We start from the raw sequence: 24829 nt of genomic DNA, 5'->3' as shown, positions 1-24829 counted from the left end.
AATATAGCTACACTGGTACAACATGACCGAGAAGAGCAACGCAGCAACTGAAAGTGAGATACCGGAGCTTAAGCCCCTATATCCGCAGTATGATGAATCAAGTCACGCATTATATGCACAAAAACTAGAAAAAGCTTTAAAAGGCGCCGATAATAAAATACACAACATAGCTCTGTCTGGCGTCTATGGTTCCGGGAAAAGCAGCATCCTCGAAAAAGTCGTCGAGGATCTTGAGGAAGAGCGCCCTTATACAACCAGAACGATCTCGCTGGCTCCTTTGGCTGCACAGCTTGAGGAATGGGGTGGCGAGAAAGCCGATTCCGTCTTGAATGAAGATGGTTCCGCTTCGAAAGAACCATCCGGCACTTCTCCAAAACCTTCCAACGATTCATCCATAACCAATCTCATCCAAAAAGAGATCATTAAGCAGCTTCTATATGGAACAGACCCCAGAAAGATTCCGGCATCGCATTTCTACAGGATGAACGAAATCGGACTAGGCAAGCAGATACTTTCTTCCGTTGCCTGTGGAACACTTCTACTGTTTATTCTCAATCTCTATAAATGGCCTTATAGCTATATTCAACAACCTCTGACCTGGCTACCACTCCCAACAAGCATTACCAAAGTTCTCGCTGAAATCGTCATAATTGGCCTACTATCAATAGCAGCATTCACGCTATTTCATTATTTCGGCACCCGCATCCACCTAGCCAAAGTAGATGTCGGAGCAGCAGGCATTACTCTCGGAGAAAACTCGGACTCTTATTTTGATCAGTATCTTGATGAGATCATATATATTTTTGAAAAGACAGACATTCGAACTGTATTTTTTGAAGATCTTGATCGCTTTCAAGATGCTCAGATCTTCGATTCATTACGTGAGCTGAATCAAATCCTTAATAATAATCCAAAACTGCAGTACACAGAATCGACAATCCAAAAAAACATTCGGCGATTGCATTTCTCTCGTTCCGCAGAGGAAAAGAATTCTCAGACTAATGGACCTATACAATTCGTATACGCTATTCATGATGCGATATTCAGCAATCAATATGTTTCGACGGACGAACAGGTGAGCAATAAAGAATCTCTGGCTCATTCCTTCTCTCGCGCGAAGTTCTTTGACCTTATCATTCCAGTAGTGCCATTCGTTTCGGCAAGCAATTCATACCAAATCGCATTAGAAACATTAGAAGATGTTCTTGATACGAATAATTCCCAAATGATCAACCTTCTTGAACTCGTCGCAGATGCAGTTCCCGATAAACGCACCTGGATTAATATTCGCAATGAGTTCATTGTCTACAAAGAGCAGCTGCTTAATTCAGAAAGAACAAATCTTGGGCTTACCCCTGTCAACCTACTTGCAATCCTTGTATACAAAAACTGTTACCTCGACGATGCCGTAAAACTACAGAATGGGCGAAGCAGTCTTGACTATATCTATAAGAAAATAAGAGAAATAATACAGAACGAAATTCCTTATCTAAACTCTGAAATCAGAGATTTAGAATCAAGCATCAACGAATTCGTGGATGCTGAGACCACTGAAGAATACGCACATAAACTTAAAACGACTCTAATTGAGATACTTGCTGATCTATTTAATCAATCAGCCGAAAATTGCGATTCGGTCGACATTCGTATTGCAGACGGCGACCAAAGCGTGACCGATGCTGACAGACCAAAGCTCTGGGAGAATATTTCTCGCTGCAAAGAAACCGATCGAATCGAAATCGAAGCAGTTTTTCATAATCCCTATCCTTACAATAACAGTTCAATTAACCTCACCCCCACAATAAAAACTTTTAAGAGGATCATGGGGAAATCGCTTGATATCAATCGATGGAAAGAAGAGAAAGAATCAGACCTAATAGAAAAGAAAAATGAAAAAGCCCAAACGATTGAGAAACTTCGTTCCGGCGATTGGGCATTTATTATCCACTATGAAGAATCGAAAGCATATCCCAATCAAGAACTTCTTGATTTATTAGGTGGGAACGATTCTCTACTGTACCGGCTCATCTTACATGGGTGGATCGGCCAGGACTATATGCTCTATTCCACGATATATACAGATGAAGGTATAACTAGAAACGCGCTGAACTTCATTCTTCATCATATTGACGGCAACAATCCTGACTATCAGTTCAAACTTGACGCTGAGGACTCCGAAGATGTCCTTCGTCGGATTAAGCGTAAAGATAGAGCAATATTCCAGCAACATCGAGTATTGAATATTGACTTATTGCACTATATGCTCTCGCACTGCAACGATTCGGATACCAAACGTGATACCAACCAAATTACCGAAATGCTATCCCCGCTGGACAACGAAACCTCTGAATTCGTTTCAGCATATCTGGACCGTCTTGCCGATAGTGCCAATCCATTGCTCATTAAGATGGCAGGCCACAGCCAGAAGTTACTTAGCTTCCTAACTCAACGAGAAACAACAGACACTGACATGCTTTGTCGGCAACTTGATGTGGTGTTCCACCATCTATCAAGTGAGATCCAATACACCGTAGATAGTAATCTGGCCGATTTTCTACAGAATCATTGGCGAAGCATCTCAATCTTTAAGGATTCCGATATCGCTCCGGCACTCGTTGAATCTATAATCCAGATTCTCGACAATGGAAAGGTTAGAATAGACTCCCTCTCCGAGCTGGGTTATAAGGATTCAAGTTCTGGATTGCGATACCCCTGTGTCGAACAGAGCCTATATGTATTCTCAAGAAGCAATCTTGAAACAGCATTGGATACCATAAGCCAATCAAATAATAATCAAGACGATTCATATAGAGCCTGCGACAAACTTCCTGCACTCAATAGGATTATGCACGTCAGTAGAGCAGTGTATGCAAATGTGCTTGGACACCTTGAGGAATATTTCGGTCTTCTGACAGACGAGGAATATACATTGGATTGCTCATCCAGCCAGAATGTCACTGACGACTTATTCCGCATCCTTGACGATATTCGCCAGCAGGGCGATGAAGAAAAGGATACGGAACAGTTTATCCATACACTGCTGAATAGGCACTCGCCATCTGCCCGTCTTCCCTTTTTTGAGGATCGTTTTGAAGATTATGCCGATGCACTCATGGAATACGATGCAGTTCATTTCACTCCGACGAACCTGCAGTGGGCTTTCACCCACGACGTACTCACCGAACATGAGTCCTCAATGACCACGTGGATCCAAAAACATGACTCTTTCGAACAGAGCGACACAGGCGAGAATCTTGATAAAGAAAAACTCGCTGAAGATACAATCAATCTTCCATCCACCATTCTGAATAGCAATAAGAAAATACGACTTCTCCAAGAACTCAAACTCGACGGTCCTATTCCCATCTCATCCATCGAGTCGGATAAGCAAGACCTTGAACATTGCCCTGAGATATATGCTCTGCTTCTCAAGAATGAGATCGTTACTGATACAGCGGAATCCTTTGAATTCTTAGATGGACAACCATGGCCCGTGCGGAAAGCTTGGATCGAGGAATCACAGGAATTCGCTGATTATCTTAGTGATGTAAATCTCCTCCCTAATGAGGCATGTCATATCGTCTGCGATAAGGATCCACAATTAAAGAGATCCGCGGAAGTCATTATGGACAATTTCCACGACTACACGGAAGGAGCCAACGAGCCAGATCTCCTCAATGCATCAGCTGCCCTAATCAAAGAGGGAAAAGCCATCGACAAAAAGACACTTCAGAAGCTTGCCGAATATGACGATGGATTAGACAACACCCTGTTTCTTCGCAAGGCCGGACTTGAGCGCCAATTAGCAATCATTATGTTTGCCGATGCTCTTGAATATACAGTTAGTCAAGACCAACCTGAGAACAAGATTGTTAAAAAAATGAAACAAATTTTTCAAGAACTTGGAGATGAATATCTGAAATTCACCGCCCCTAACAGCAAATGCATTCTCCTTCCAGACACTGCCGAGAATCGACAGATCGTCGAAGCCATACAAAATTTGAAATCAGAGCTCATACCGCAAATTGAGATCAATGGGGAAGATTCAATCAAAATTAAACGAGATCAAAAACCCTGGAATGAATTCTTCAAACAGGGTGAATAATCTTGCGGCTATCAACGTATAACAAAGATGGGTGATGGGCTGGGTGGCTGGCAGATTATTTATCTGCCAGCCACCCAGCCCATCACTGTTCAGTCATCTATTTCGATCGCATGAATCGTGACTTCGCCATCTTCCGAGGGTTCGGCCTTCCTGAATTCCGGGCGGAGCTCCATGCCGGTCTCGTCGAACTCACCGTTTAAATTGCGCACGAGCACATCGGCCAATCGGCCACCCATGGGTTTGAACGTCGCATAAGTTATCACTCCGGAAATCGCACCGCCGACAACGGGCACGACCTTGGTAACGGCCTTTCCGACCGACTCCTTCACTACCTTTTTGCCAACCATCGCACCGATTTTCTTAAGCAGCGGATACCAGACCGTTTTCGTCAAAGGCTGTTGCGCGATCTTCTTGCCCATGTTCTTGCCGACTTCTCTGGCGATTTTTCCAACCACCACTGTCGATCCTGACGCGCCAAGCATCACACCCAAATATGCAAGAACGCGGACTTTGGCACCTTCATTCAGTTCCGATTCACCGGAGAACAAATCGTCCTCACCAAAAAGATAGGCGATCTTCTGCGCCAGATTGATCGCAAAACCAAAGTACTGGGCCACGTCAGCACTTCCAGCTGCAACTGCGACGGGCCCGCCCGGTATTCCTGACACAAAAGTGGCAAGAGTGGTCCGATTCGTAGACTGCTTAATCACCCCGTCTGCTTTTCTTCGCAGCGAATCCGTCGTATACACATGCTGCGGGCCATGTTCCAGAATCTCGTCAAGATATTCAGAATTGGCGAATTGCTGCCGCAGGAACGCGTCCCTATCGACCCTGATAACCGGAAGTTTTGCAACGCTTCCGATCATATCTATCGCCACATCATAAAGTTCCTCATCGGTTTTCTTAACCATGTTCTCCCCACTCTGATAAGACGCACTATGCTTAACGCCCATGGTATATGCTCCTTCACTTGTTCGATGGATGACATGCGGACAATCCGCATTCACCATGAGCCATGTTTCCTTCGCGAGCGCGATGGGCTTCCAACAGATAGATTTCTGCGTTCAAGTCAGCAACTCAATCAAGGCATACTCGCGCATTTGCACGCATTTGCGCGCACTTGCGCGCACTCAGCACTTTGATTAATACTTCGTCATTCGTGCGGCATGTTCAATCGCCGTAGAATGTACAGTCCTTTATATCAGCGCCCGCCCAAGGCTACGTTTACGTCCTGAAATGCGGTAGATCTCTTCTTCTCTGTAACAACGGTAGAGCATTCCTTGAGACACGCTCGAATCGACCAAGCGAACCAACTATGCTATCATAATTAATAACAGTAGCCTCCAAGCCTCTTAACAATGCTCAAATCCGGGGGCTCTTTTTTTATCAAGTCGCACAAGGATACGCTATGACGAAGCAGCCAAAAACAATACAGGAAATGATGACGCTTTTAGTCAAAGAACGCGGCTTGGATATCACCGGATTCTCCGATTTCAGCACCGTACTCCTTGATTGCAACTATTACAGATTGTCCGGCTACTTCCGAGCTTTTCAGATTGATCCTTCTCACGGCAATAATCACTTTCGAAATGGAACGCACATTAAGGATTTCATGATTCCCTATTTGATGGATGAACAGCTACGTCTACTCATTCTTCGTGGAACATCATCCTTAGAACAAACGCTTCGCGCCCATTTTGCTTACTACCTTGCCCAAAATGGAGGTGCCTACTCCTACACTAATCTCAGCTCATATAAAACAATCAAATATCCTGACGGCACCGAAGCCAGAGAAGTTCTGATTGAGAACATTCACAAATGGCTTGAACGCTCCAGCGAAGTATGCATCCGCCATTATCGGAATAACAACGAACCTATTCCCATATGGGCGGCGGTCGAGGCGATGCCCTTTGACACTCTCTCAAAAATGATCTCACTGCATACTAACACAACAGCTATTGACGAACTCAATCAGTCGCTTTCTCTAGGGAAAAATCGTCAACGTGCTGCGCAAATCATTCACAGCATGGTGTATCTACGCAACATTTGCTCGCACCATTGCCGTCTTTGGAACAGGGAAATCGTCCTTCCTCCCCCAGTCCTTGATGCCACAGCTGAGCGCTATGGCTCATATGCTTATGAAGACCGCTCCGTATGGAAATCGCTTATTGTTCTCATGGACTTAATCGATGGAATAAAAAAGAATTCCACATATTCATCCATGCTTATAAAGCAAGCTGAGTCGAATGATGACTATTTCTGGGGATTATGTCACCCTAAACGGTGGCATTAGACACGGCCGTCTAGCCAATATTTGTCAGCTCTCCGAATCTCATTGTCATGAGAAAAGCCCAGCATCGTATGACGCACCTCAGATAATACGGAACATCGGCCTAGAGACGATGGAATTGACGAATAACACACTGCATCTCAGCCAACCTATCCTGCAATTCAGTGGTTATGTATCGCTTTTTCATCAAGTCGATCTCCTAATCAAAAGTCGATGCGAGATTATCGTGCAAAACCCACTCATCAATCATTGGATTAGCCGTATCATCAAACTGGTGGATGAATCAATATCCGAATCCAGAAGCTCTTCGACAAAGTCCTTAATCAAAAGACCGAAGGCAAGCAATCAGCCAAGAAGAACAACACCGGCAAGTCGGCTGTACGCGTATCCAAATGAACCATATAAAAACACGGCGTTGAGGTGCACGGTGTTCCAACCATGCGCCTCAACGCCGCTTAAGTTCCAAGATCAGGATGACCTTAGTTCAGGCCTTCCCCTGCCAGCCAATCCTGTGCGATGGCATCCGCAGAACGTTTGCCGTTGGTGCTTTGCGCGTTCAACGTCATCAGCACCTGGGTGGTGAGCTTTGCCTGCACTTCGTTGATGGCCCGCGCGATGGCATCCGTGTTCTTGTTGGCGGCGATGACCGGCACGACATTCTGCGCCGGAATCATGTGCTTGTCATCCTTGAGCTGCGTCAGGTCGTTGGCTTCGATCATGGGCGAGGTGGAGTCCAACCTGACGAACTGCGCCTTGCCATCAAGCAACGTGTTCACCGTGGACTGTCCACCACCGTCGCTCATGGGCAGCAACGTCACGTCAAGACCGTAGATGTCATGAAGGCCAGTGGTGCCATAGGGGCGCTTAGCGAATTCTGGAGGGGCCGTGACAGTAAGATGTCCGCCGAGCTTGTCCAAGTCGCCGATGGAGACGATGCCCTTGTCCCGCGCGGTTTTCTTGGTGATGTAGAAGCCATCGGAATCCTGGGCCTCGGCTTTGTCGAGCAGCTTAAGGTTGTCCGGCAGCGCTTTGTGCAGATTCTCGTAGACCTCGTTCTCCTCGCTTGAGGTGGCGTTTTTGTCAAGGTATTGCAGCAGGTTGCCGGTGTATTCAGGCATCATGTCAATGGAGCCGTCTTCCAGCGCCTTCATATACACTTCCCTGGAGCCGATTCTTGCCTTTACCTCCGCGTCGATTCCCGCATGCTTCAGAGCGCCGGCATAGATGTTGGCGATGATCTCGCTTTCCGCGAAATCCGCCGAACCGATGACGACCGTTTCACCTTGGCTCTGTTTCTTGGCAGAATCGTCGGTTGACGAGAATGGGTCGGATGAGCCGCAGCCAGCCAATACCAGCGACAGGCATGCGATGCCGGCGATAGCCGAAACCATGCGATTATGATGAAAGTTCATTGTGTTGTTCTCCTTATATTTGTACGGATATATGTAAGTCGGATTCCATGTTCACCGGCTGTAGACCGAACGGTGCCGAACGATTCCAGATGACGCTTAACGCCGATGCGTTGCCTTGATCGCCAAGTGTTCGGCGAGTCCGAATGCCGCGTTGATGATGATTTCGAGGAATATGATGATGGCCGAACCCGCAAGCATCATCACATAGTCCTGCATCGCCAATCCGTCGATGAGATAGCGTCCTAGGCCTTCGATGGGCAGATAGGCCGCGACCGTCCAAGTGGCGAGAATCTGAACGCTCGCCGCTCTCAATCCGGAGACGATCACCGGCAGCCCCAGAGGGATCTCCACATGAATCAGCACCTGCCATTCGGTGAATCCGACGGATCGCGCGGCATGCGTGAGCTGCGGGTCTATCGATTCGATTCCGGCATAGGCTCCGGAAAGGATCGGTGGGATGGCGAGCAGCGACAATGCCAGCAGCGGGGCATTCAAACCGATTCCCAGCCATAGGGATATCAGCAGCAGCATGCCGAGGGTGGGCAGGGATCGCATGGCGCTGGTCAGCGGCACAACGAGAGCACGGCATCGCCCGGTGTGACCGATCCACAGACCGATCGGCAGCGCCACCGCGCTGGCCAGTACCAGTGTGGCCGCGCATTGCGCGAGATAGATGCCGGTTCGTGCAGGGATGGATGTGGGGCCGGACCATTGCGCCGGACCCGCAAGCCATGACAGCATGCCCAGATAAGCGTCACTCATCGTTTTCCTCCCTCGTCGATGTACGGCGCTCTGCGCGTTTCCAAGGCATCAGCAGATTACCCAACCAGACGAGCGCAAGATCGTAGGCCAAGGCGATGGCCAGCGTCGCGATGATGCCGGTTATGATTTCCAGCGGAAAGTCACGCTGATACCCTTCGAGAAACAGGGAACCCAGCGATTCCACGCCAGTGAGGGAGCCCACGGTAATCAGGCTGATCGAGCTCGCCGACACCACGCGCAGATTCGCGAGAATCACGGGACCCGCCTGAGGCAATTCCACGTCCAGGAAGCGACGCATGCGTCCGTATCCAATGGAGGACGCCGCGTCGATCAGCTCCGGATCGACCGACGCAAGAGCATTGGCGCAGGATTGTGCCAGCAATGCGACGGCATAGATGGTCAACGCGACCTCAAGATTCACCGGGTTGAGAATTTTGGTGCCGAGCAAGGAAGGCAGCAGCATCAGCAGAGGCAGGGACGGAATCGCATACAACGCTCCACAGAGTGCAATCAATATGGAGCGCATGCGTCCCGTCGCGTTGAACAGCCGTCCGAGCGGTACGGAAAGCAACAATCCCACCGTCATCGGCATCAGGTTGTACGCGGCCTGCCGCCCCGCCAGCATGGCGATGCGGTCCGCGTTCTGCATGAGCCAGTTCATTCGCCCGTCTCCGTTCCGGCGTGAATCTGCGGGCGTCCCACTTCGATGAAATCGCGGACCCAAGCGTTTGCAGGAGCGGAGAGCACCCGGTCAGGCGTGTCAAGCTGCTCGATGCGCCCATGAGGGCCAATCACGGCAAGGCGGTCGGCGAGCAGCAGCGCCTCGTTGATGTCATGGGTCACGAAGACCACCGTGGCGCCAGTATCGCGCTGGATCCGCTTGATCTCACGCTGAAGGTCACGCCGCACCACCGGGTCGATAGCGGAGAAGGGCTCGTCCATCAACAGCGTGCGAGTGCCGGCCGCCAAGGCCCGCGCCACGCCGACACGTTGGGCCTGACCGCCGGAAAGCTGGGATGGATACCGTCTGGCCAGCGACTGGTCGAGGCCGACGACCGGCATCAGTTCCAAAGCTTTGGTCCTCGCCTGGCGACGTGGCATGCCTTTGAGAAGAGGTGTCGTGGCGATGTTGTCGGCAACGGTGCGGTGAGGCAGCAGGCCGCCGCCTTGGATAACATAGCCGATGGAGCGGCGCAACGCGATTGGGTTCAGACTCATGACATCTTTTCCCTCGACGCGTACCTGTCCCTCGGTCGCTTCCTCCATGCGGTTAATCAACCGGAGCATCGTGGTTTTGCCGCAACCGGATGGGCCGACAAACACCATGAACTCCCCGGTTTCGACGTTCAGCGTCAGGTCCTCTATGGCGACGGTTCCATCCGCATAGGTCTTGTGCACATGTTCAAACTCAATCATTGTCTTTTCCTATATGAAGCTCTTGTTTCAGCGCTTTCACGTATGCCGTGCTCATCGCGGCAAAGATTTGGCGCATCTCCGGATCGATAACCTCGATTGCGTTGATCTCCGCGTTGCGCAACGGGTCGAGGATTTCCTTGGCCATGCGCCGCCCTTCCTCGGTGAGGCGAAGCCGACGCTCTCTGCCGTCTCCTCCCGTGTGCTCGACTTCCTCGACCCAGCCGTTGTTGCGCCAGCCCTTAATCGTCATGTTCACCACCTGCTTGGTCGCATACGTGCGCGAGCAGATGAACCGTTGCGTGATCGGACCGTCCGTGTAATACATCCACAGCAAGATGTCCAACGCCTTGCCGTGCAGACCCTTGCTGCGCGCGTAATGCTCATAGACCGCCATCTGGTCGTTGAATGCCCTGATGACCTCATGCGAGGCGTTCGCCTCCTGGGGGTGTTCCAGTTCGTAGTCGCTCGATGCGTCCTCTCGTTGCTGTGTCATAATGCCACTCCCTTGTCGTTGATATTGGTGAGAACCACTGCCTTTCCAAAACCTTGTTCATGCTCCACGTATTCATGTGCTTGCTGTATGTGAGCAAGGTCGAATACCCGTTCTGGAGCAACCGGGACTTGCCAGCGCTCGATGTAGGAGAACATGTCCTGCACCAATCTGCCATCCACATCCCCCGAATAGCAGCCGGTGAGCCGCACTTGCCGCCTCAGATCCATAATTGGGTCGAAATCGTCAAGGGTCCATTGTCCGCCGAGTTGGCCTGTGCTGCATACCGTGCCCGCTTGCCGTGTATGCGCGATGGAATCGCGCAGAGTGGCTGGTCCCACCAATTCCAGCACTTTGTCGAACCGTTCATCCGCACCGATGTCGAGATGCCCGTCCTCGTCACGGATCACGCGGTCGAACCCCGCACTCATAAGCCGACCGGCCTTGTCCATATGCCTCGTGGATGCAACGAGCTTTGAATCCGGGAAACGCGCCTTGACCAGCCGGCAGAATGCCACGCCAACGCCGCTCGTACCCGCCCGTACCAGAACCACGTCCCCGGCTTGGACGCCCAACGCAAGCATCGACTGATATGCCGTGTAATACGTCTCCGGCACGGCAGCAAGATTCGCCCAAGACAAATCGGTGCGCACCGGATATATCTGTTCGTTAGGCAGTAGTACGTACTGCGCGTACCCGCCATCGAATTCGCGTCCCATGCCACCCATCAGGGAGACGACTGTCTGTCCCGTGGGCAGGCGCTCTTCGTCACTGGTTTGTTCGATCTGCCCGGCACATTCGATGCCGGGCACACGAGGCAACCGCACCGAGGGGGAAAGCCCTTTCCTGGTGAAGATCTCCGAATGGTTAACACCGAAGCCCTTCACCTTCACCACGCTCCAACCAGGCTTGGCATGGGGTTTCGGTACGACGGTAAGCTCCAGCGCCTCCGGCCCTCCCGGCCGGCGCAACACCACTGCCATCATGCTGTCAGTCATGGATTCTTCCTATCAATCGGATAAATGGTCAGTCCAACCATTCAGTACAAGTCTTGTACCAATTTATAGTACAAAACTTGTACCATATCAAAAGTGAGCATGGTGGGTGCACTATCGGCCATAGTCTGGTCGTCGATTCTGCCGGTCAAGTCGTCGCTGGCGCCGGTGAATGCGATGCTCTGGTTTATGCCGATTTGAATCGAGCACGGGGTGGATTCGATGTATCGAATCCACCCCGTGCTCGAGAACCGTCGTATTGATTTATGAGTTTCGTTTCGTCGACGGCAACGAAACGAGAACGTATCAGTCCAGGGCTACGCCCCTCTTTTCCGGCACGAAGAACATGGCGATGAACGCAACCACGTAAATGCATGCGACACAGCCGATGGCGAATCCAAAGCCATGGGTGGCAGCAATGATCGGAATGCACACGGGTGCCGAGGCGCCGCCGATGAATCGTCCGGCATTGTATAGGGCGGTTTGTGCGGTACCGCGCATTTCGGTGGGGAACAATTCCGCGATGAGCGTGCCATAGCCGCCAATCATGCCGTTGGCGAACATACCCATGAAGAAGCCGCCAAACAACAGTGCGGTCGGATCATGCAGCTGACTGTAGATGAGCACCGCCGCGGCGGCTCCAATCTGGAATATCCAGAATGCAGGACGGCGGCCGGCTTTGTCGGCCAGCCAGCCGAACACAGAGATGCCGATCATCATGCCGATGACGGTGACCGCGGTCCACATGCCAGTAGAGGTCAGGGACAGTCCCAATTCGGAATTCAGGTATTTGGGCAGCCATGTCATGATGCCGAAATAGCCAGCGTTCTGCACAGTGGACAGCACGATGATGACGATGGAGTATTTCGCCCGCGTCGGGGTGCGGAATAGGTCGGCAAGATTGCCATGCCTTTTGCCGGATGCCTTGTGGCGTTCGAAAATAGGCGGTTCCGGTACCGATTTGCGGATGACGACGGCAACGATGGCGGGAATGATGCCAACGGCGAACAGACCGCGCCAACCGAACACGTTGATGATCGGAGCGGAAGCGAGCGCGGCGACGAGAACGCCGATCTGGAAGCCCAGACCTACGGCCGATGATGCCTTGGCGCGGTTCTCCGGGCTGGAGACCTCCGAGGCGATGGCCATACCCAAGCCGAATTCAGCGCCGATGCCCAGGCCGGCCATGAAGCGGAAGATGGCCATCAGCCAGAAGTTCGGCGCGAACGCCGAGCATAAGGTGAATAGGCCGAAAAAGATGACCGAATAGGTGAGCATGGTGATTCGGCCGAATCTGTCGGCCAAGGTGCCAAAGATCAGTCCGCCTACGAATGCGCCGGCGAGGGTGATTGATGTGAGTGTTCCGGCGGTGGTGTTGTCGATGCCGAACGAAGCCATGATGCCCGAAAGCGCGAAGCTGAGGATCATCAGGTCGAGACCGTCGAGCGCATGGCCGATCGCCGCGGAGAACACCGCCCAACCGGCGTAGTGTTTCATTTCTGACGCGTTATGGTGTGTCATTGTTCTTCTTCCTCCCGCACCGAGTCTATACACTCCCCCGACACAACCTCCTTGTTCGCCGCCATCGCTCGGAAGCGAAAACACATCTACCAGGTCTGCGAGGAATCCACCAGTAAAGCTGCGGCGTCTCCATCGAGGAGATTCAAGAGTATTGTCGGCTGTGCCTGATGGAGGAATCCGAGGAGAATCTGCGCGCACGCTACGAGATCATTCTGAGGCAGTGGAAGGAAGCGTACAGGCGTTTGGAGGAAGCGAAGGCGACCCAGCATACATGGACAACAAGGTAGCCCACTATGAGGCGATTCTCGCAGGGCTCGCCCCGGACGATACGAATCCAAGGAATCGGACAGCGGAAAACCGCCCGCAGCACTGAACAAGGCCGAGAGCATTCGAAGAGGAATGGATGGCAACGATGCCGGTTCCGCCAGGTCTGTCCATACGGCAATATCGCCCATCGGCTTCCTATGGAAGGTATATGGGAACCGACGGGCGATGTTGTGGTATGGACCGGGAACCGTTACTTGGATTCGATGGCCTTGTGACAGATGGCGATGACCAGCACGTAGACGGCTGCGGCAAGCACGACCAGCACGCCGCCGAACTGCCCCATGGCGTCGGAGGCGACGCCCATGATCGACGGCAGGATGGCACCGCCGATAAGGCCCATCATCATCAGGCCGGAAACCTCATTCTGCCGGTCGGGCTGATCAAGCAACGCGTTCGATAGGAACAGCGAGAACACGTTGGAGTTGCCGAAGCCGATCGCGGCAACGCACACATAGAACAGCCCCTGGGGAGGATTCGAGGAGATCAGAGAGAACGCCGCCAGACCAAGTGAAGCGACCACCATCAGACCGCCGCAGACCAGCATTCCCATACGATTGCTGATTCGCGAAAGCACCAGACTGCCCGTGAAGCATCCGATCAGTCGGAACGCGAAGAACACGGAGGCGGCACCGGCCGCAACGGTCAGCGGAACATTGGTGTGTTCCATAAGGATGCGGGGCGACTGCGCGTTCACACACACGTCGATGCCGACATGGCAGATAATGCCGATAAAGCACAGCAGTACGGCACGATTGCCCAGCAGCTTGAAGCATTCCACGATTCCGGTCTTCCCACTGCGCGCCGGCTCCTCCTCGATCTTGTCGAAGAACAGCAGCACGCCGACCAGAACGCCTATCACAGCGTAGATAGCATACAGCAGCCACCATGAACCGAAGCGGGACATACCCCAGCCCGCGATGATGGGACCGAACACCGAGGCGAAGGTCTTGATGAATTGTCCGGCTGTCAGCGTGGAGGCGAGGCCGTCGCCTTTAACAAAGAGCGTCAGCAACGGGTTCAGCGACACCTGCATCAACGTATTGCCGATGCCAAGCAGCGCGAACGAGGCGACAATCAGCACCAATCGTTGGGTGGATCCGTCCGGACAGGCGACATATGCCAGGACCGGCAGGACCATCGCACCGACCGTGACCACGATGGACAGCAGAACCGTGTTCCGCCGGCCGATGCGGTTCATCAGCATGCTTGTCGGCACTGAGAAGATGAGGAACCAGAAGAACACCATGACGGTGAACAGATTCGCTATCGAATCAGTCAGGGAGAATTCGACCTTGACATAGTTCGTGGCCGTGCCGATCAGGTCGACGAAACCCATGACGAAGAACGTGGCCATGACCGGAATCAACGTCTTGAGACGCCCGCTTCCAACGCTCCTGGCACTTCCGACGTTTTCGTTTTGTCCTACAGTTTTCTCGTTTGCAGCACTCATCATCCGCTCCTATCCGCTTATCCGCTCACAAATCCAACGTTTCGACTTCAACAAACGCATCGGCCTGATCTTTATGCGCGGCGATGCGCTTCGCGTTGACCTCATCGACGTTCATGACCCACTGACGTGCGTAATCCGGTTCCTTGCCGAACTGGATGTGCCGTTCAATCAGACGCTCACGGCGCAGATCGTCATCAACATCCACATACCAGACCTCGCTCATCGCGGCACGCACGCCCTTCCAAGCATCGGTGCCATCGAGCAGATAGTTGCCCTCCGTCACCACTAGGCGCGTCCAAGGGAACACCGGAATCGCACCGGCCAGCGGCTGCTCAAGATCGCGTTCGAACATCGGAGCGTAGATGACACCGTCCTCGCCGTCGAGGATACGGAACAGCAGGGAACGATAGCCACGTGCGTCGAACGTGTCGATGGCACCCTTACGATCAAGCCTTCCCAGACGACGAAGCTCCACGTCCGCCAGATGGTAGCCATCCATGGGAACCCACGCGGAGAAATCCTTGCCCTCGATGGCCTTGCCCGACGAAGTGTATTCGGCAGGCACGCCGTTGACGAACGATTCGGCGAGAATCTGCGCAAGCGTGGACTTGCCCGCGCCGGGCGCCCCCACAATGCCGAGGATGACACGCTCATTGCGTTCCAGCAGACCGGCCACTCTGCGCTTTGCCTCTTCGACTCCCTTGATGACATCCACCATCGTTGAACTCCTTTGTCGTGTTTGCGTATTGGCGTTTTTTGTTTTCGGAATTGCGCTCATCAAGTTCTTTCTTACGAGCTTCCTTGTACTTAAGTATTCTATACTTATGTATATTTTTATACAAAACTATGGCGTGTTGCGTTATGCTACTTACATTTCTAGTAAATAAATCGTTTGGTCTTATACTGAATCTATGACTACAAACGAAGACAGCGCCCCAATTCCAATGGACGAGGGAACCATAGCCCTACTTACCCTTCTGCGGCATCACGGAGCCCAGACGAGGGCAAGCGTCGCCGAATCCACCGGATGGGCCCGACCAACGGTGAATAAACGCCTCGAACGGCTTGCCGACGTCGAACTCGTCGTTCCGTTGCAGATGGACAATTCCACCGGAGGCCGTCCAGCACAGGGATTCGCATTCAACCCGGATGCCGCATGCATCATTTCCATCGATATCGCCACCACGCACACCACACTCGCGCTGTGCACCCTTGACGGCAAAATCCTCGCTTCACGCGAAATCCCCCATGGTGCGGAACATGACCCCCATATCGTTCTGCCAGAACTATGCGAGATAGGTGACGAACTGCTTGCCGAAACCGAACACGGCGTTCCATGCGCGGTATCCATTGCGGTGACCACACGAGTCGAGGAACCGACCGGACAAATCATCGAAGCCCCCGTGATGCGCCACTGGGAACATCTCGACCTCCCGGACTTCTTTGATGACCGCTACCACGTGCCCGCCTTCGTCGAGAACGACGCGAACATCCGCGCGCTATACAAGGCGCGCAAGCTGGCGAGCCACAGTGAACAGCAAATCAGCGACCTAATCTACATCCATGCAGGTATGGGACTCGGCGCGGGCATCATCTCGCATGGCGAGATCCTACATGGCGCGTTCGGCGGAGCCGGCGACATCGGCCACATCCACGTATTCGGACAGACCGGAGCCGACAATCCATGCCGATGCGGCAACACCGGTTGCGTCGAGGCCTCTGCCGGAGGCTGGGCCATCATCCAGAGCCTCAAAGCGCTTGGCCGCGACGTCAGCACATTGTCCGACGTAGTCTCCCTTGTTCAGCAAGGCGATCTTGAGGCCGTACAACATGTCAGAAGAGCGGGAAGGCTCATCGGCGACGTAATATCCGCGGCCATCAATCTGCTTAATCCATCGCACGTTGTAATCGGAGGCGAGCTGTCCCAATGCGGTGAACTCTTCATATCCGGCATCCGCGAACGCATTTGGGGCAGGGCCCAACCCCTTGCCACCAAAAATCTGCACATTGAAGTATGCCCCGATGACAGCCGCGCTGGCGTTGTCGGATTGTCGTATGCGGCGGCCGACAAGGTATTGGGAAATGCGACGTTTGCCAATGGCATATTCTGCAGCTGACCGCAATCAACGGACGATTCCTCGCCATTCCCTCCCAAACAGGGAAACAAATGGATAGTCGTTAAATCGTCAAGAAAACCGCACGTCAGCCGACATGGGCGTCAAATAGTCCCGTCGACAGACCGACCGGCGTTCCGCAGCGACTGCCCGCACAAGCCGTCCACCTATTATTGAAAGAACGTTAGAGCATCGTTAGCCGCATAGCGTAAGGAATCACATGCGTTATTTCACTTCTGACACGCATTTTGGGCATCCGCTGGTCACCGCATTGCGCGGATTCCTGAACAATGGCAGGCTCCGCGCCGAATATCGTGACATCTGGCAGGCGCAGGGCCGTACCGCCGCGCACACGTGGATCAAACAGTACGTGCATGACAATAAGACGTCGTTCAAGGCCATCTGCGATATCGAACGCCATGAGAACGCCATCATCGGCAACATCAACGAAATCGTCGGGCATGCCGACGAACTGTGGATCCTTGGCGACCTGTCCTACCGATGCACCGTCGAGCACACGCTCGACTGTCTGCGCCGCATCAACTGCCGGCATCTGCACATGATCATCGGCAACCACGACCGCAACTTCCGGCTCCGCTCCAACGACATGTTGTATGCAAACGTGTTCGAGACCATCGACGATTACCGCGAGATCGATATGGAGATGCCGCTACTCGACGATTCGGGCGATTCCACGGAGCCAACCGCACCTCAAACCGCGCTGCAGCCCGTTGGCATGAGCCATTTCCCACGCCTGTCATCGATGCTGCAGGAACATGACGATTGGCCCGGGAACTGGAACGAGTTCGCGGATGATGCGCCCGATTGCGAGGGCTGGCTGCTGTATGGCCACACGCATCAGGACGTTCCCGACGGCACCGACCCGCATTGCGTGAACGTCGGTCTGGACGCGTGGGATTTCAAGCCCGTAAGCGAGCAGCGGATTCTCGAATGGTTCATGGAATCGATTCGTGGAATCCAACATCCGACGGTATGATGGCCACGTCGAATGTTGCCCGAGGAATATCAAGGAGCCTGACATGTCAACAGCCGAAGGAAAGCACATCGCGGTCGTCACCGGAAGCGCCCTGGGTCTGGGCTATGAGCTGGCGTGCCAGCTCATCGGCAAAGGCTGGCTGGTGGCCGGCATCGACTTCAACGCCGAACGCCAGACCGAGCTTGCCGGCCGGTTCGGTTCCGATAGCTATCGCGCGTTCGTCGGCGACGTCTCCGACGAGACCTTCGTGAACGACGCCATCGTCGAAATCGCGAAGCTTGGCCATATCGACCTGCTGATCAACAATGCCGGCCAACCCTCGTTCAAGGCGCCGACCGGCTACGTCGCGGCCGACGTGGACAAGTGCCTGAAGGGCCTCAAAGGCATGATCCTGTGGAGCGTGGCGACACTGAAGGCCTGCGGCGAGCAAGATCTGAAGATCGCCAACATGATGAGCACCGCCGCCACACGCGGCAACGCAAACGAATCCGTGTACTGCGCGACCAAGTGGGGCGAAAAGGGCTACACGCAGAGTCTGAAGGCCGCCTACAAGGGCACGAGCGTGAAGGTGGTGGGCGTCTACCCCGGCGGCATCGACACCGACTTCTACCGCGACAGCCACGATTACGTGTCGCTCGACAAGCAGCACTCCTTCATGAGCCCGGCCGAACTCGCCGAAGTGATCCTGTTCAATCTCGTCAACGAGGCGAATCTCACCGTTTCCGACATTCTCATCGAACGCAACTACCGGTAAGCCCATCCAGTAAGCCCACTCTGCGGAGCCTTGAGGTTTCCTAAATGACCTTCGGCTCACCAAGATTGGCCAGGGTTTCATTCCGACCGATCCACAACCCAGCGCACGGATCGGTCGGAACGGAATCATCCGGAACGTTCACCGTCCGGAGGCGAAGCGATTTAGAACGCCAGATCGCGCCAACGCGCGGTACAGGCCCCATGAGCCGAAACCTGCGAACACCAATGCGCTCAACAGCTCGCACACGGTGCCGATGAGACCGCGCGGGCTGAAGAACGAGAACGCCTGATAGTAGAAGAACAGCAGGTAGAAGTTGTATACGAGGCCGATCGCCATGGCCGACAGCAATGTGACACCAAGCGTCCAACGACGGTAGCGGAACAGGGCGAACACCGCTTCGGCGGCCACCGCCTGCACGAGGGCGATCACCACCAGACTCACACTGTATTTCGTGCCGAGCACCACTTCGATGAACGAGGCGACCAGAAGCACATAGGCCGAGGCTCCCGGCTTGCGTACGATCAGCAATCCCAAAGTGGCCGGGAAATAGAACAATGCGTGCAGCAACGCGGCGGAGCCCGGAAGAACCAGCGTCAGCAGCGGGAAAAGACCATATGACAGGCCATCGAACACCCAGAACATCACTCCCGACATCACGCCGACCGCCGCGCCGACGGCGATATCGATCACACGCCATGCAAGTGTTCCATGTGTTTCCTTCGACGTTTCCTGGGCGCGTTCCGTGATTTTCATATCCGTATCATGAGCAATGATTTCGGGGAATGGCTTCGCCATAATGAATCCTTCTCTCGGTCGATGCCACGCACCGTGAATTGGAGATCGCGGCAATCGCCGTGGGCCACCCCTCGACCTGCGCGGCTCGGGCAGGAGCGACGCGCGCCATTATACGAGCGATACGTATCGTCAAAAAACAAGGAGTCCATCTTCCGGAAAAATGCGAAGGAATCGTCTGCATCGCGCACAATGCGCCGCCCCGTCCCGCCGTTTCACTTACCCTTGAACAGGAATTGAGTGGTGACATAAAAAGAGCATGGGCACACGCGTTAAGAGGTTGTTGGCATGAAGACGATGGTGCGACGATTCGGAATCCTTCTATGCGTTGCGCTGGCCCTGCTGTCGGCGTTCTATGCGTTCATCGTGATGAGGGCCCGGTCCGGCACCGGTTTCTGGATGGTCTGGCTGGGCGTCGCCGCTTGCCTCATCCTGATCGCGATCGGCATCGCGGCAGACTGGTGGTCGAATTTCCCCCGTATTGTCCAGGACATCATCGTTGCCCTGATCGCCATCGGCCTTGTGGCGTTCGGCACGGTGGAGGGCTGCGTCATCAGCAGAATGGACGAACAGGCAGGTCCGGATCTCGACTACGTGGTGGTGCTCGGCGCGCAGGTGCGCGCGTCCGGCCCGAGCAAGGTGCTGCGCTATCGGCTCGACACGGCGGTCGAATATCTCAACGAGAATCCGAAAACCATCTGCATCGTCTCCGGCGGTCAGGGCGTGAACGAGCCGTTCCCGGAGGCCCAGGGCATGGCCGATTATCTCAAGGAACACGGCATCGGGAAGGACCGCATCCTCAAGGAGACGAAGTCGCGAACCACCCAGGAGAACATCTCGAACAGCAGCGGCCTGATCACGAAGCCCAACGCCGAGGTAGGCATCATCACCAACGATTTCCATATGTTCCGCGCGCTGCAGATCGCGCATAAGAACGGTCTTGCGGAGGCGCAGGGCATCGCGGCTGGCTCTCCCCGTGACATGCTGGCGAACAACATGCTCCGCGAGTTCTTCGCCGAAATCAAATTCCTGTTCTCGTGACCGAACGTTCCTCCGCCGACGCCCGTAGCATGTGTTCGTCACGTTCGCGGATGATCTCCCGTCCCGTTTCGCCTTCCCACTCATAGAAGCCTTTTCCGGTTTTCGCACCGAGTTCGCCGGACTCCACCTTGGTTTCCAACAACGAACGAAAGCCAAAGCTCCCGCAGAATCACCAGGTCATGGCATTCCCGTCAGCGTGTGTGCTTCGCGGCAGCCATTCCTTCTTCGGCAACGAGGAGAACGTGGGCCATCGATCCGCTGCGTCAGTGGCCGATTCGAGACGACGCTTGAAGCCTGGCCATTCAGGATCGGATTCAATCAGCCGTCCAAGCAATATCGCCGTGGCGTGAGCGTCACTCAGCGCGCTGTGTGCATCCTCATTCGCGATGCCGAAGTATTCGCAGCAATCGGAAAGCTTGCCGCGGCCGATCAACGAGCGGGACAGTTTCATCGTGCACAGCATGGTGCTTTGGTCGACGGGGATCGAGGCGCCCATACGGGAGTACTCAGCAAGCAGGAACCTCGAATCGAACGACACGTTGTGCGCCACGAATACGCGTCCGGCCAGCAGGTCGCGCAGTTCATGCGCGATGCCTTCGAAGTCCGGCGCATGCAATAGTTCCCGTGCGGTGATGTGATGCACCCATGAGGCGCCGACACTGCGATCGACATGGATCAGCGTCTCATGTTCGTCCTCAAGCGTGCCGTCCGGCGACACGTGGACCAAGCCGATCTCAATGGCCCGGTCGCCTTTCGCCGGACTCAATCCCGTGGTCTCGAAATCGACTACCGCGTACCCCTGATCCATCACATGTCCTCCCATCCCATGACGCTTGTCGGAACTCGCCGTATACGGATTTTCAGCGGCCATATTCCAACAGCATTATTCCTGCGAAAGAAAAAGGCCGGAACCCACTTGGGGATTCCGGCCCACGCGTATTCAGCGCTTCAGCCTATCGGGCTTTGCGATTCACTCGGCATCCTTGTCGGCTGCGAGCTCATCGGCCACGGCTGCGGCCGCGGAAGCGGCTTCGACGCTTTCGGACTCTTCATCTTCGGCGGCTTCGCCAAGGAAGGCGCTCAGGTCCAGGGTCTCACCTTCGGACTTGAAGGTCACGGCGCGCATGCCGGAGAGCAGGCCCTTGGAACGGCCGACTTCCTGCACCGCGGAGCCGATCTGGCCATTGCGGATGATGGCCTGGATGAAAGCGTTCGGATCCATGCCGTACTGCTGGGCGATGGAAGCGAGGAAGTTGAACACTTCGCCCTGGGAGACCTTGACGTCCATGTTCTCGGCGAGCACGTCGAGAACCATCTGGTCGCGGAGTTCCTTTTCGACGGTCTGCTCGGCTTCGGCCTTCTGCTCCTTGGTGGCCTTGGACGGATCCGCGGTCACATTCTTGAGCTGCTGCTCGACCATTTCGGCCTTGACGCCCTTCGGCACCGGAATCTCGAGGCCTTCCTCGAGCTTGGCGATGAACGCGTCGCGGGCGGCGGTGGCCTGACGGCCTTCAGCATCCTGAGCGGCGACCTTCTTCAGGTCTTCCTTCAGCTCGTCAAGGGTGTCGAACTCGGAGGCTTCGGAAGCGAAGTCATCGTCGAGTTCCGGCAGTTCCTCGGCCTTGACGGAGTTGACCTTGACCTTGATCTGAGCCTTCTCGCCTTCATGCTTGCCAGCTTCGAGAGTGCCTTCGAAGGTGGTCTCCTCGCCGGCGGACAGGCCTTCGAGAGCCTCGTCCAGTCCGTCGAGCATGGTGCCGGAGCCGAGCTCGTAGCTCACGCCTTCCTGGGAGTCCACGCTCTCGCCGTCGATTTCGGCGTTGAGGTCGATGTTGGCGTAGTCACCCTTGGCGGCCGGACGGTCGACGCTCACGAGAGTGCCGAAACGCTGGCGCAGGGCTTCCAGACGGTTGTTGATGTCCTCATCGGTGACCTCAGCCTTGGCAACCTCAATCTCCATGCCGTCAAGAGCCGGCAGTTCGATGTCCGGACGACGCTCGACGGTGGCGACGAACTTCAGCTTGGTCTCATCCTTGGCGGATTCCGGCACTTCCTGAACGTCGATCTCCGGCTGAGCCATCGGGTGGATCTTCTTGGTTTCGAGAGCCTTGGAGTACAGCTCCGGCACACCGTTGTTCACAGCCTCGCCGGCGACGGCGCCAAAGCCGATGCGCTGGTCGATGATCTTGCCGGGCACATGACCCTTGCGGAAGCCAGGCACGTTGACCTGCTTGCCGATTTCCTTGCGAGCCTCGTCGAGATACGGGTTGAATTCCTCCGGGTCGACGGTGATGGTGAGCTTCACCTTGGTCGGCTCAAGATTCCTGACGCTGATTTTCACGCTTGCGCTCCTGAAACAATACGGTTCTTCATTGTTCTGCCGTTAGGCAACCTCTACATGATAGCGCGACTTACGGACTCTGCGACAAGGGCGACCTGCCAGTCGCGCGCGCCCTGCTCCGTAAGGAACTGTGCCACATCACGCTTTCGCGGTTCGTCCGTCCAGCACAGGTTGCGCAGATACTGCGGTTTGATGATGATTTCCACCGGCGTGCGCGTGTCTTCAGCTATCTGCGAAACCGCCTTGCGCGCCCTGTTGAGCACTTTCAGGCGTTCCGGATAGCGTTCCTTCCACGCGCGGATGGATTTGGGAGCCGACGACTGCGACTCGTGCCGATGGCCGGCGGCACCGTCCGTCTCCGGCCATTCGCTTGGCGGCAGAGCGAGCGCCTCCTGGATGACGCGCTTCCACATGCTCGGTTTGATCTTGCGCTGGATCGGGGCATAGCGTTCGAACATCTTGTCCTGCTCCGAATCGGTGTGCATGCGGACGCGTTCGTTGATGGACCGGATCGCGCGGAACTGCGCCGCGTTGTGCGGCTTGCGCTTGGCCACTTCGATAATCGTGCTGTCGGCGAGCAGCAGCGACGGCGCGATGTCGTGTTCACGCGCGAGCTCGTCCCGTCTGGTCCACAGCGCCCTGACGATGGCCAACGCCTGGCGGTCGCGCATGACTTCGTTGATATGCGAGACGTGCATCCATGGAATCGGATGCCCCTTGCGCGGTCCCAGACCTTCTTTGAGTGCGTATTCGAACTCCTCCCGAGCCCATTCCATCTTGCCCTGGCGTTTGAGTTCGGCACGCATCTTCGTCTCAAGCTCGATGAGTAGTTCGACGTCCAGCGCGGCGTAGTTGCGCCAATCGCGGGGCAACGGGCGATACGACCAGTCCGCCGCGGAATGCTCTTTGGCGAGAGTCAGTCCCAGGAAATGCTCGGTGACGGCGGCGAGCCCGAATCGTTTCAATCCCAGCAGTCGCGCCGCGATTTCGGTGTCGAACAGTCGCTGCGGTTTCATGCCGAGGTCCGCGAATCCCGGAAGGTCCTGCAGTGAGTCGTGCAGGATCCACACCGCGTCGCCGACCGCGCGATTGAAATCGTTCCAATCAGCTCCCGCGACCGCAAGCGCCTGGGGGTCGAGCAGGCCTATGCCGGCGCCGTCGCGTTTGAACTGCACCAGCCAGTCCTCGTGACCGTATCGGAATCCCGATGCGCGTTCCGCGTCCGCCGCGAGGGAGCCATGTGAGGAAGCCAAAGCACTGCAGTATTCGCGGAACGCGGGCAGTGTGTCGATCACATCAGGCACGCCTTCACGTGGTTCCGACTGCAGCTTTGGCTCATCGATCAACGGAAACATCCTCCTCGGATTGCGTCATGGACCGGAGGAACGCCGCCCACCGTCCGACTTGGGAGCCGGCGTCGAGACCTCCATCGGCATAGTCTAATGGCGTCCAAGACACGCGGATCTCGCAACCCGCCATCGGTGCGTCCGGATCATGCCCGAAAGCCGTGTTGCGTGCGACGGTAACGGTTCCCGACACGTGCTCGGAATCATCAGGGTCAAGGAACCGCATCATCGACTCCCAATACATGCCGGGATCCATACGATCGCCATCCTTTTCCGGCAGCGGCAGGGAGGCGAAGGCCACGCAGCGCCAGTGCGAGTGCCAGTCTTCCTGGAATTTGAGCGAATACAGCACCATGATCCAACCGGACGGGCATCCGTCGTCGTATTCCAGTTCAACGCCAATGCCGAAATTCGCCATGGAATTCGGCACAGGAATCTCGTGGTATGCCATGCCCTGTAATCGTGGCATGCGTTCCACGGACAGCACGGCATCCCAGACCCGGTCGGGAACGCCGTGAGGGCGAAAGAGAGTGGAGCGCCGGGCGTCGTCGCCCATACGTGGTCCCTTGTCATCGTCGTACGCCACGTTGCGCACGCCCTGAGGAAAATCGAAAATGTCTGCCATAGTCCAAGACTACGCCAGAAGACCTTTTTTTGTCGTATTTCGCGTCATTTC

At 54.9% G+C, this 24829-nt stretch carries 21 protein-coding genes; 6 read left to right on the top strand and 15 right to left on the bottom strand.

The annotated features are described in order from the left end of the window. Positions 1-22: 22 nt before the first annotated feature. The gene (locus AC1ATL_RS03255; RefSeq protein WP_476568442.1) at positions 23-4105 is read left to right on the top strand and encodes a YobI family P-loop NTPase; all 4083 of its coding nucleotides are present in this window, start codon (positions 23-25) and stop codon (positions 4103-4105) included. A gap of 89 nt (positions 4106-4194) precedes the next feature. Here the strand turns inward: AC1ATL_RS03255 and AC1ATL_RS03250 are convergent, their stop codons facing one another. After that, complete coding sequence (locus AC1ATL_RS03250; protein WP_476568440.1) at positions 4195-5058, bottom strand: hypothetical protein; 864 nt, start codon at positions 5056-5058, stop codon at positions 4195-4197. A 455-nt stretch (positions 5059-5513) separates the two neighbouring features. Between AC1ATL_RS03250 and AC1ATL_RS03245 the strand changes: the two genes are divergently transcribed. Beyond that, positions 5514-6398 carry an Abi family protein gene (locus tag AC1ATL_RS03245; RefSeq protein WP_476568438.1) on the top strand — a complete coding sequence of 295 codons (885 nt, stop codon included), beginning with the start codon at positions 5514-5516 and terminating at the stop codon, positions 6396-6398. A 476-nt stretch (positions 6399-6874) separates the two neighbouring features. Here the strand turns inward: AC1ATL_RS03245 and AC1ATL_RS03240 are convergent, their stop codons facing one another. From AC1ATL_RS03240 to AC1ATL_RS03200, 9 genes are all read right to left on the bottom strand, one after another. Further along, the gene (locus tag AC1ATL_RS03240) at positions 6875-7807 is read right to left on the bottom strand and encodes an ABC transporter substrate-binding protein (protein ID WP_476568436.1); all 933 of its coding nucleotides are present in this window, start codon (positions 7805-7807) and stop codon (positions 6875-6877) included. A gap of 96 nt (positions 7808-7903) precedes the next feature. After that, complete coding sequence (locus AC1ATL_RS03235) at positions 7904-8569, bottom strand: ABC transporter permease (protein WP_476568434.1); 666 nt, start codon at positions 8567-8569, stop codon at positions 7904-7906. After that, positions 8562-9230, bottom strand: a complete 669-nt coding sequence (locus AC1ATL_RS03230) for an ABC transporter permease (protein WP_476568432.1) — start codon at positions 9228-9230, stop codon at positions 8562-8564. The genes AC1ATL_RS03235 and AC1ATL_RS03230 overlap by 8 nt, the downstream gene beginning before the upstream one ends. Next, a complete protein-coding gene (locus tag AC1ATL_RS03225) occupies positions 9227-9985 on the bottom strand; it encodes an ABC transporter ATP-binding protein (RefSeq protein WP_476568430.1) in 759 nt (252 codons plus the stop codon). The genes AC1ATL_RS03230 and AC1ATL_RS03225 overlap by 4 nt, the downstream gene beginning before the upstream one ends. Beyond that, positions 9978-10478 (bottom strand): MarR family winged helix-turn-helix transcriptional regulator, encoded by a 501-nt coding sequence (locus tag AC1ATL_RS03220; protein ID WP_476568428.1) that lies wholly within the window; start codon positions 10476-10478, stop codon positions 9978-9980. The genes AC1ATL_RS03225 and AC1ATL_RS03220 overlap by 8 nt, the downstream gene beginning before the upstream one ends. Beyond that, positions 10475-11473: an alcohol dehydrogenase catalytic domain-containing protein gene (locus tag AC1ATL_RS03215; protein WP_476568426.1), complete on the bottom strand. Its 999-nt coding sequence runs from the start codon at positions 11471-11473 to the stop codon at positions 10475-10477. The genes AC1ATL_RS03220 and AC1ATL_RS03215 overlap by 4 nt, the downstream gene beginning before the upstream one ends. 303 nt (positions 11474-11776) lie before the next feature. After that, positions 11777-12991 carry an MFS transporter gene (locus AC1ATL_RS03210; protein WP_476568424.1) on the bottom strand — a complete coding sequence of 405 codons (1215 nt, stop codon included), beginning with the start codon at positions 12989-12991 and terminating at the stop codon, positions 11777-11779. Between the two features lie 517 nt (positions 12992-13508). After that, positions 13509-14768, bottom strand: coding sequence for an MFS transporter (locus tag AC1ATL_RS03205; RefSeq protein ID WP_476568422.1), 1260 nt, complete (start codon positions 14766-14768; stop codon positions 13509-13511). A 25-nt stretch (positions 14769-14793) separates the two neighbouring features. Further along, a complete protein-coding gene (locus AC1ATL_RS03200; protein WP_476568420.1) occupies positions 14794-15486 on the bottom strand; it encodes a nucleoside/nucleotide kinase family protein in 693 nt (230 codons plus the stop codon). Between the two features lie 325 nt (positions 15487-15811). On the opposite strand from AC1ATL_RS03200, the gene AC1ATL_RS03195 reads away from it, so the two are divergent. From AC1ATL_RS03195 to AC1ATL_RS03185, 3 genes are all read left to right on the top strand, one after another. Next, positions 15812-16885 carry an ROK family protein gene (locus AC1ATL_RS03195; protein ID WP_476568418.1) on the top strand — a complete coding sequence of 358 codons (1074 nt, stop codon included), beginning with the start codon at positions 15812-15814 and terminating at the stop codon, positions 16883-16885. Positions 16886-17102: 217 nt separating this feature from the next. Next, positions 17103-17879, top strand: coding sequence for a hypothetical protein (locus AC1ATL_RS03190; RefSeq protein ID WP_476568416.1), 777 nt, complete (start codon positions 17103-17105; stop codon positions 17877-17879). A 43-nt stretch (positions 17880-17922) separates the two neighbouring features. Then, positions 17923-18633, top strand: coding sequence for an SDR family oxidoreductase (locus tag AC1ATL_RS03185; RefSeq protein ID WP_476568414.1), 711 nt, complete (start codon positions 17923-17925; stop codon positions 18631-18633). A 138-nt stretch (positions 18634-18771) separates the two neighbouring features. On the opposite strand, the gene AC1ATL_RS03180 is transcribed toward AC1ATL_RS03185, so the two are convergent. Then, the gene (locus AC1ATL_RS03180) at positions 18772-19428 is read right to left on the bottom strand and encodes an ECF transporter S component (protein WP_476568412.1); all 657 of its coding nucleotides are present in this window, start codon (positions 19426-19428) and stop codon (positions 18772-18774) included. Between the two features lie 285 nt (positions 19429-19713). Between AC1ATL_RS03180 and AC1ATL_RS03175 the strand changes: the two genes are divergently transcribed. Continuing rightward, positions 19714-20466 carry an ElyC/SanA/YdcF family protein gene (locus tag AC1ATL_RS03175; protein ID WP_476568410.1) on the top strand — a complete coding sequence of 251 codons (753 nt, stop codon included), beginning with the start codon at positions 19714-19716 and terminating at the stop codon, positions 20464-20466. Positions 20467-20635: 169 nt separating this feature from the next. On the opposite strand, the gene AC1ATL_RS03170 is transcribed toward AC1ATL_RS03175, so the two are convergent. The 4 genes from AC1ATL_RS03170 to AC1ATL_RS03155 form a co-directional block, all read right to left on the bottom strand. Beyond that, on the bottom strand, positions 20636-21274 hold the full coding sequence (locus tag AC1ATL_RS03170) for a 3'-5' exonuclease (RefSeq protein WP_476568408.1): 639 nt from the start codon (positions 21272-21274) through the stop codon (positions 20636-20638). Positions 21275-21436: 162 nt separating this feature from the next. Then, complete coding sequence (tig, locus tag AC1ATL_RS03165; RefSeq protein ID WP_476568406.1) at positions 21437-22807, bottom strand: trigger factor; 1371 nt, start codon at positions 22805-22807, stop codon at positions 21437-21439. A 53-nt stretch (positions 22808-22860) separates the two neighbouring features. Continuing rightward, entirely contained in the window at positions 22861-24162 is a 1302-nt protein-coding gene (locus tag AC1ATL_RS03160; protein ID WP_476568404.1) for an HRDC domain-containing protein, read from the bottom strand. Then, positions 24143-24778: a DUF3000 family protein gene (locus AC1ATL_RS03155; RefSeq protein ID WP_476568402.1), complete on the bottom strand. Its 636-nt coding sequence runs from the start codon at positions 24776-24778 to the stop codon at positions 24143-24145. Before AC1ATL_RS03155 ends, AC1ATL_RS03160 begins: the two co-directional genes overlap by 20 nt. Positions 24779-24829: the final 51 nt, after the last annotated feature.

It is taken from the genome of Bifidobacterium sp. LH_743, assembly GCF_056355775.1.
The sequence above is the reverse complement of the archived record's forward strand: the minus strand, read 5'-3'. Positions and strand labels throughout refer to the sequence as shown.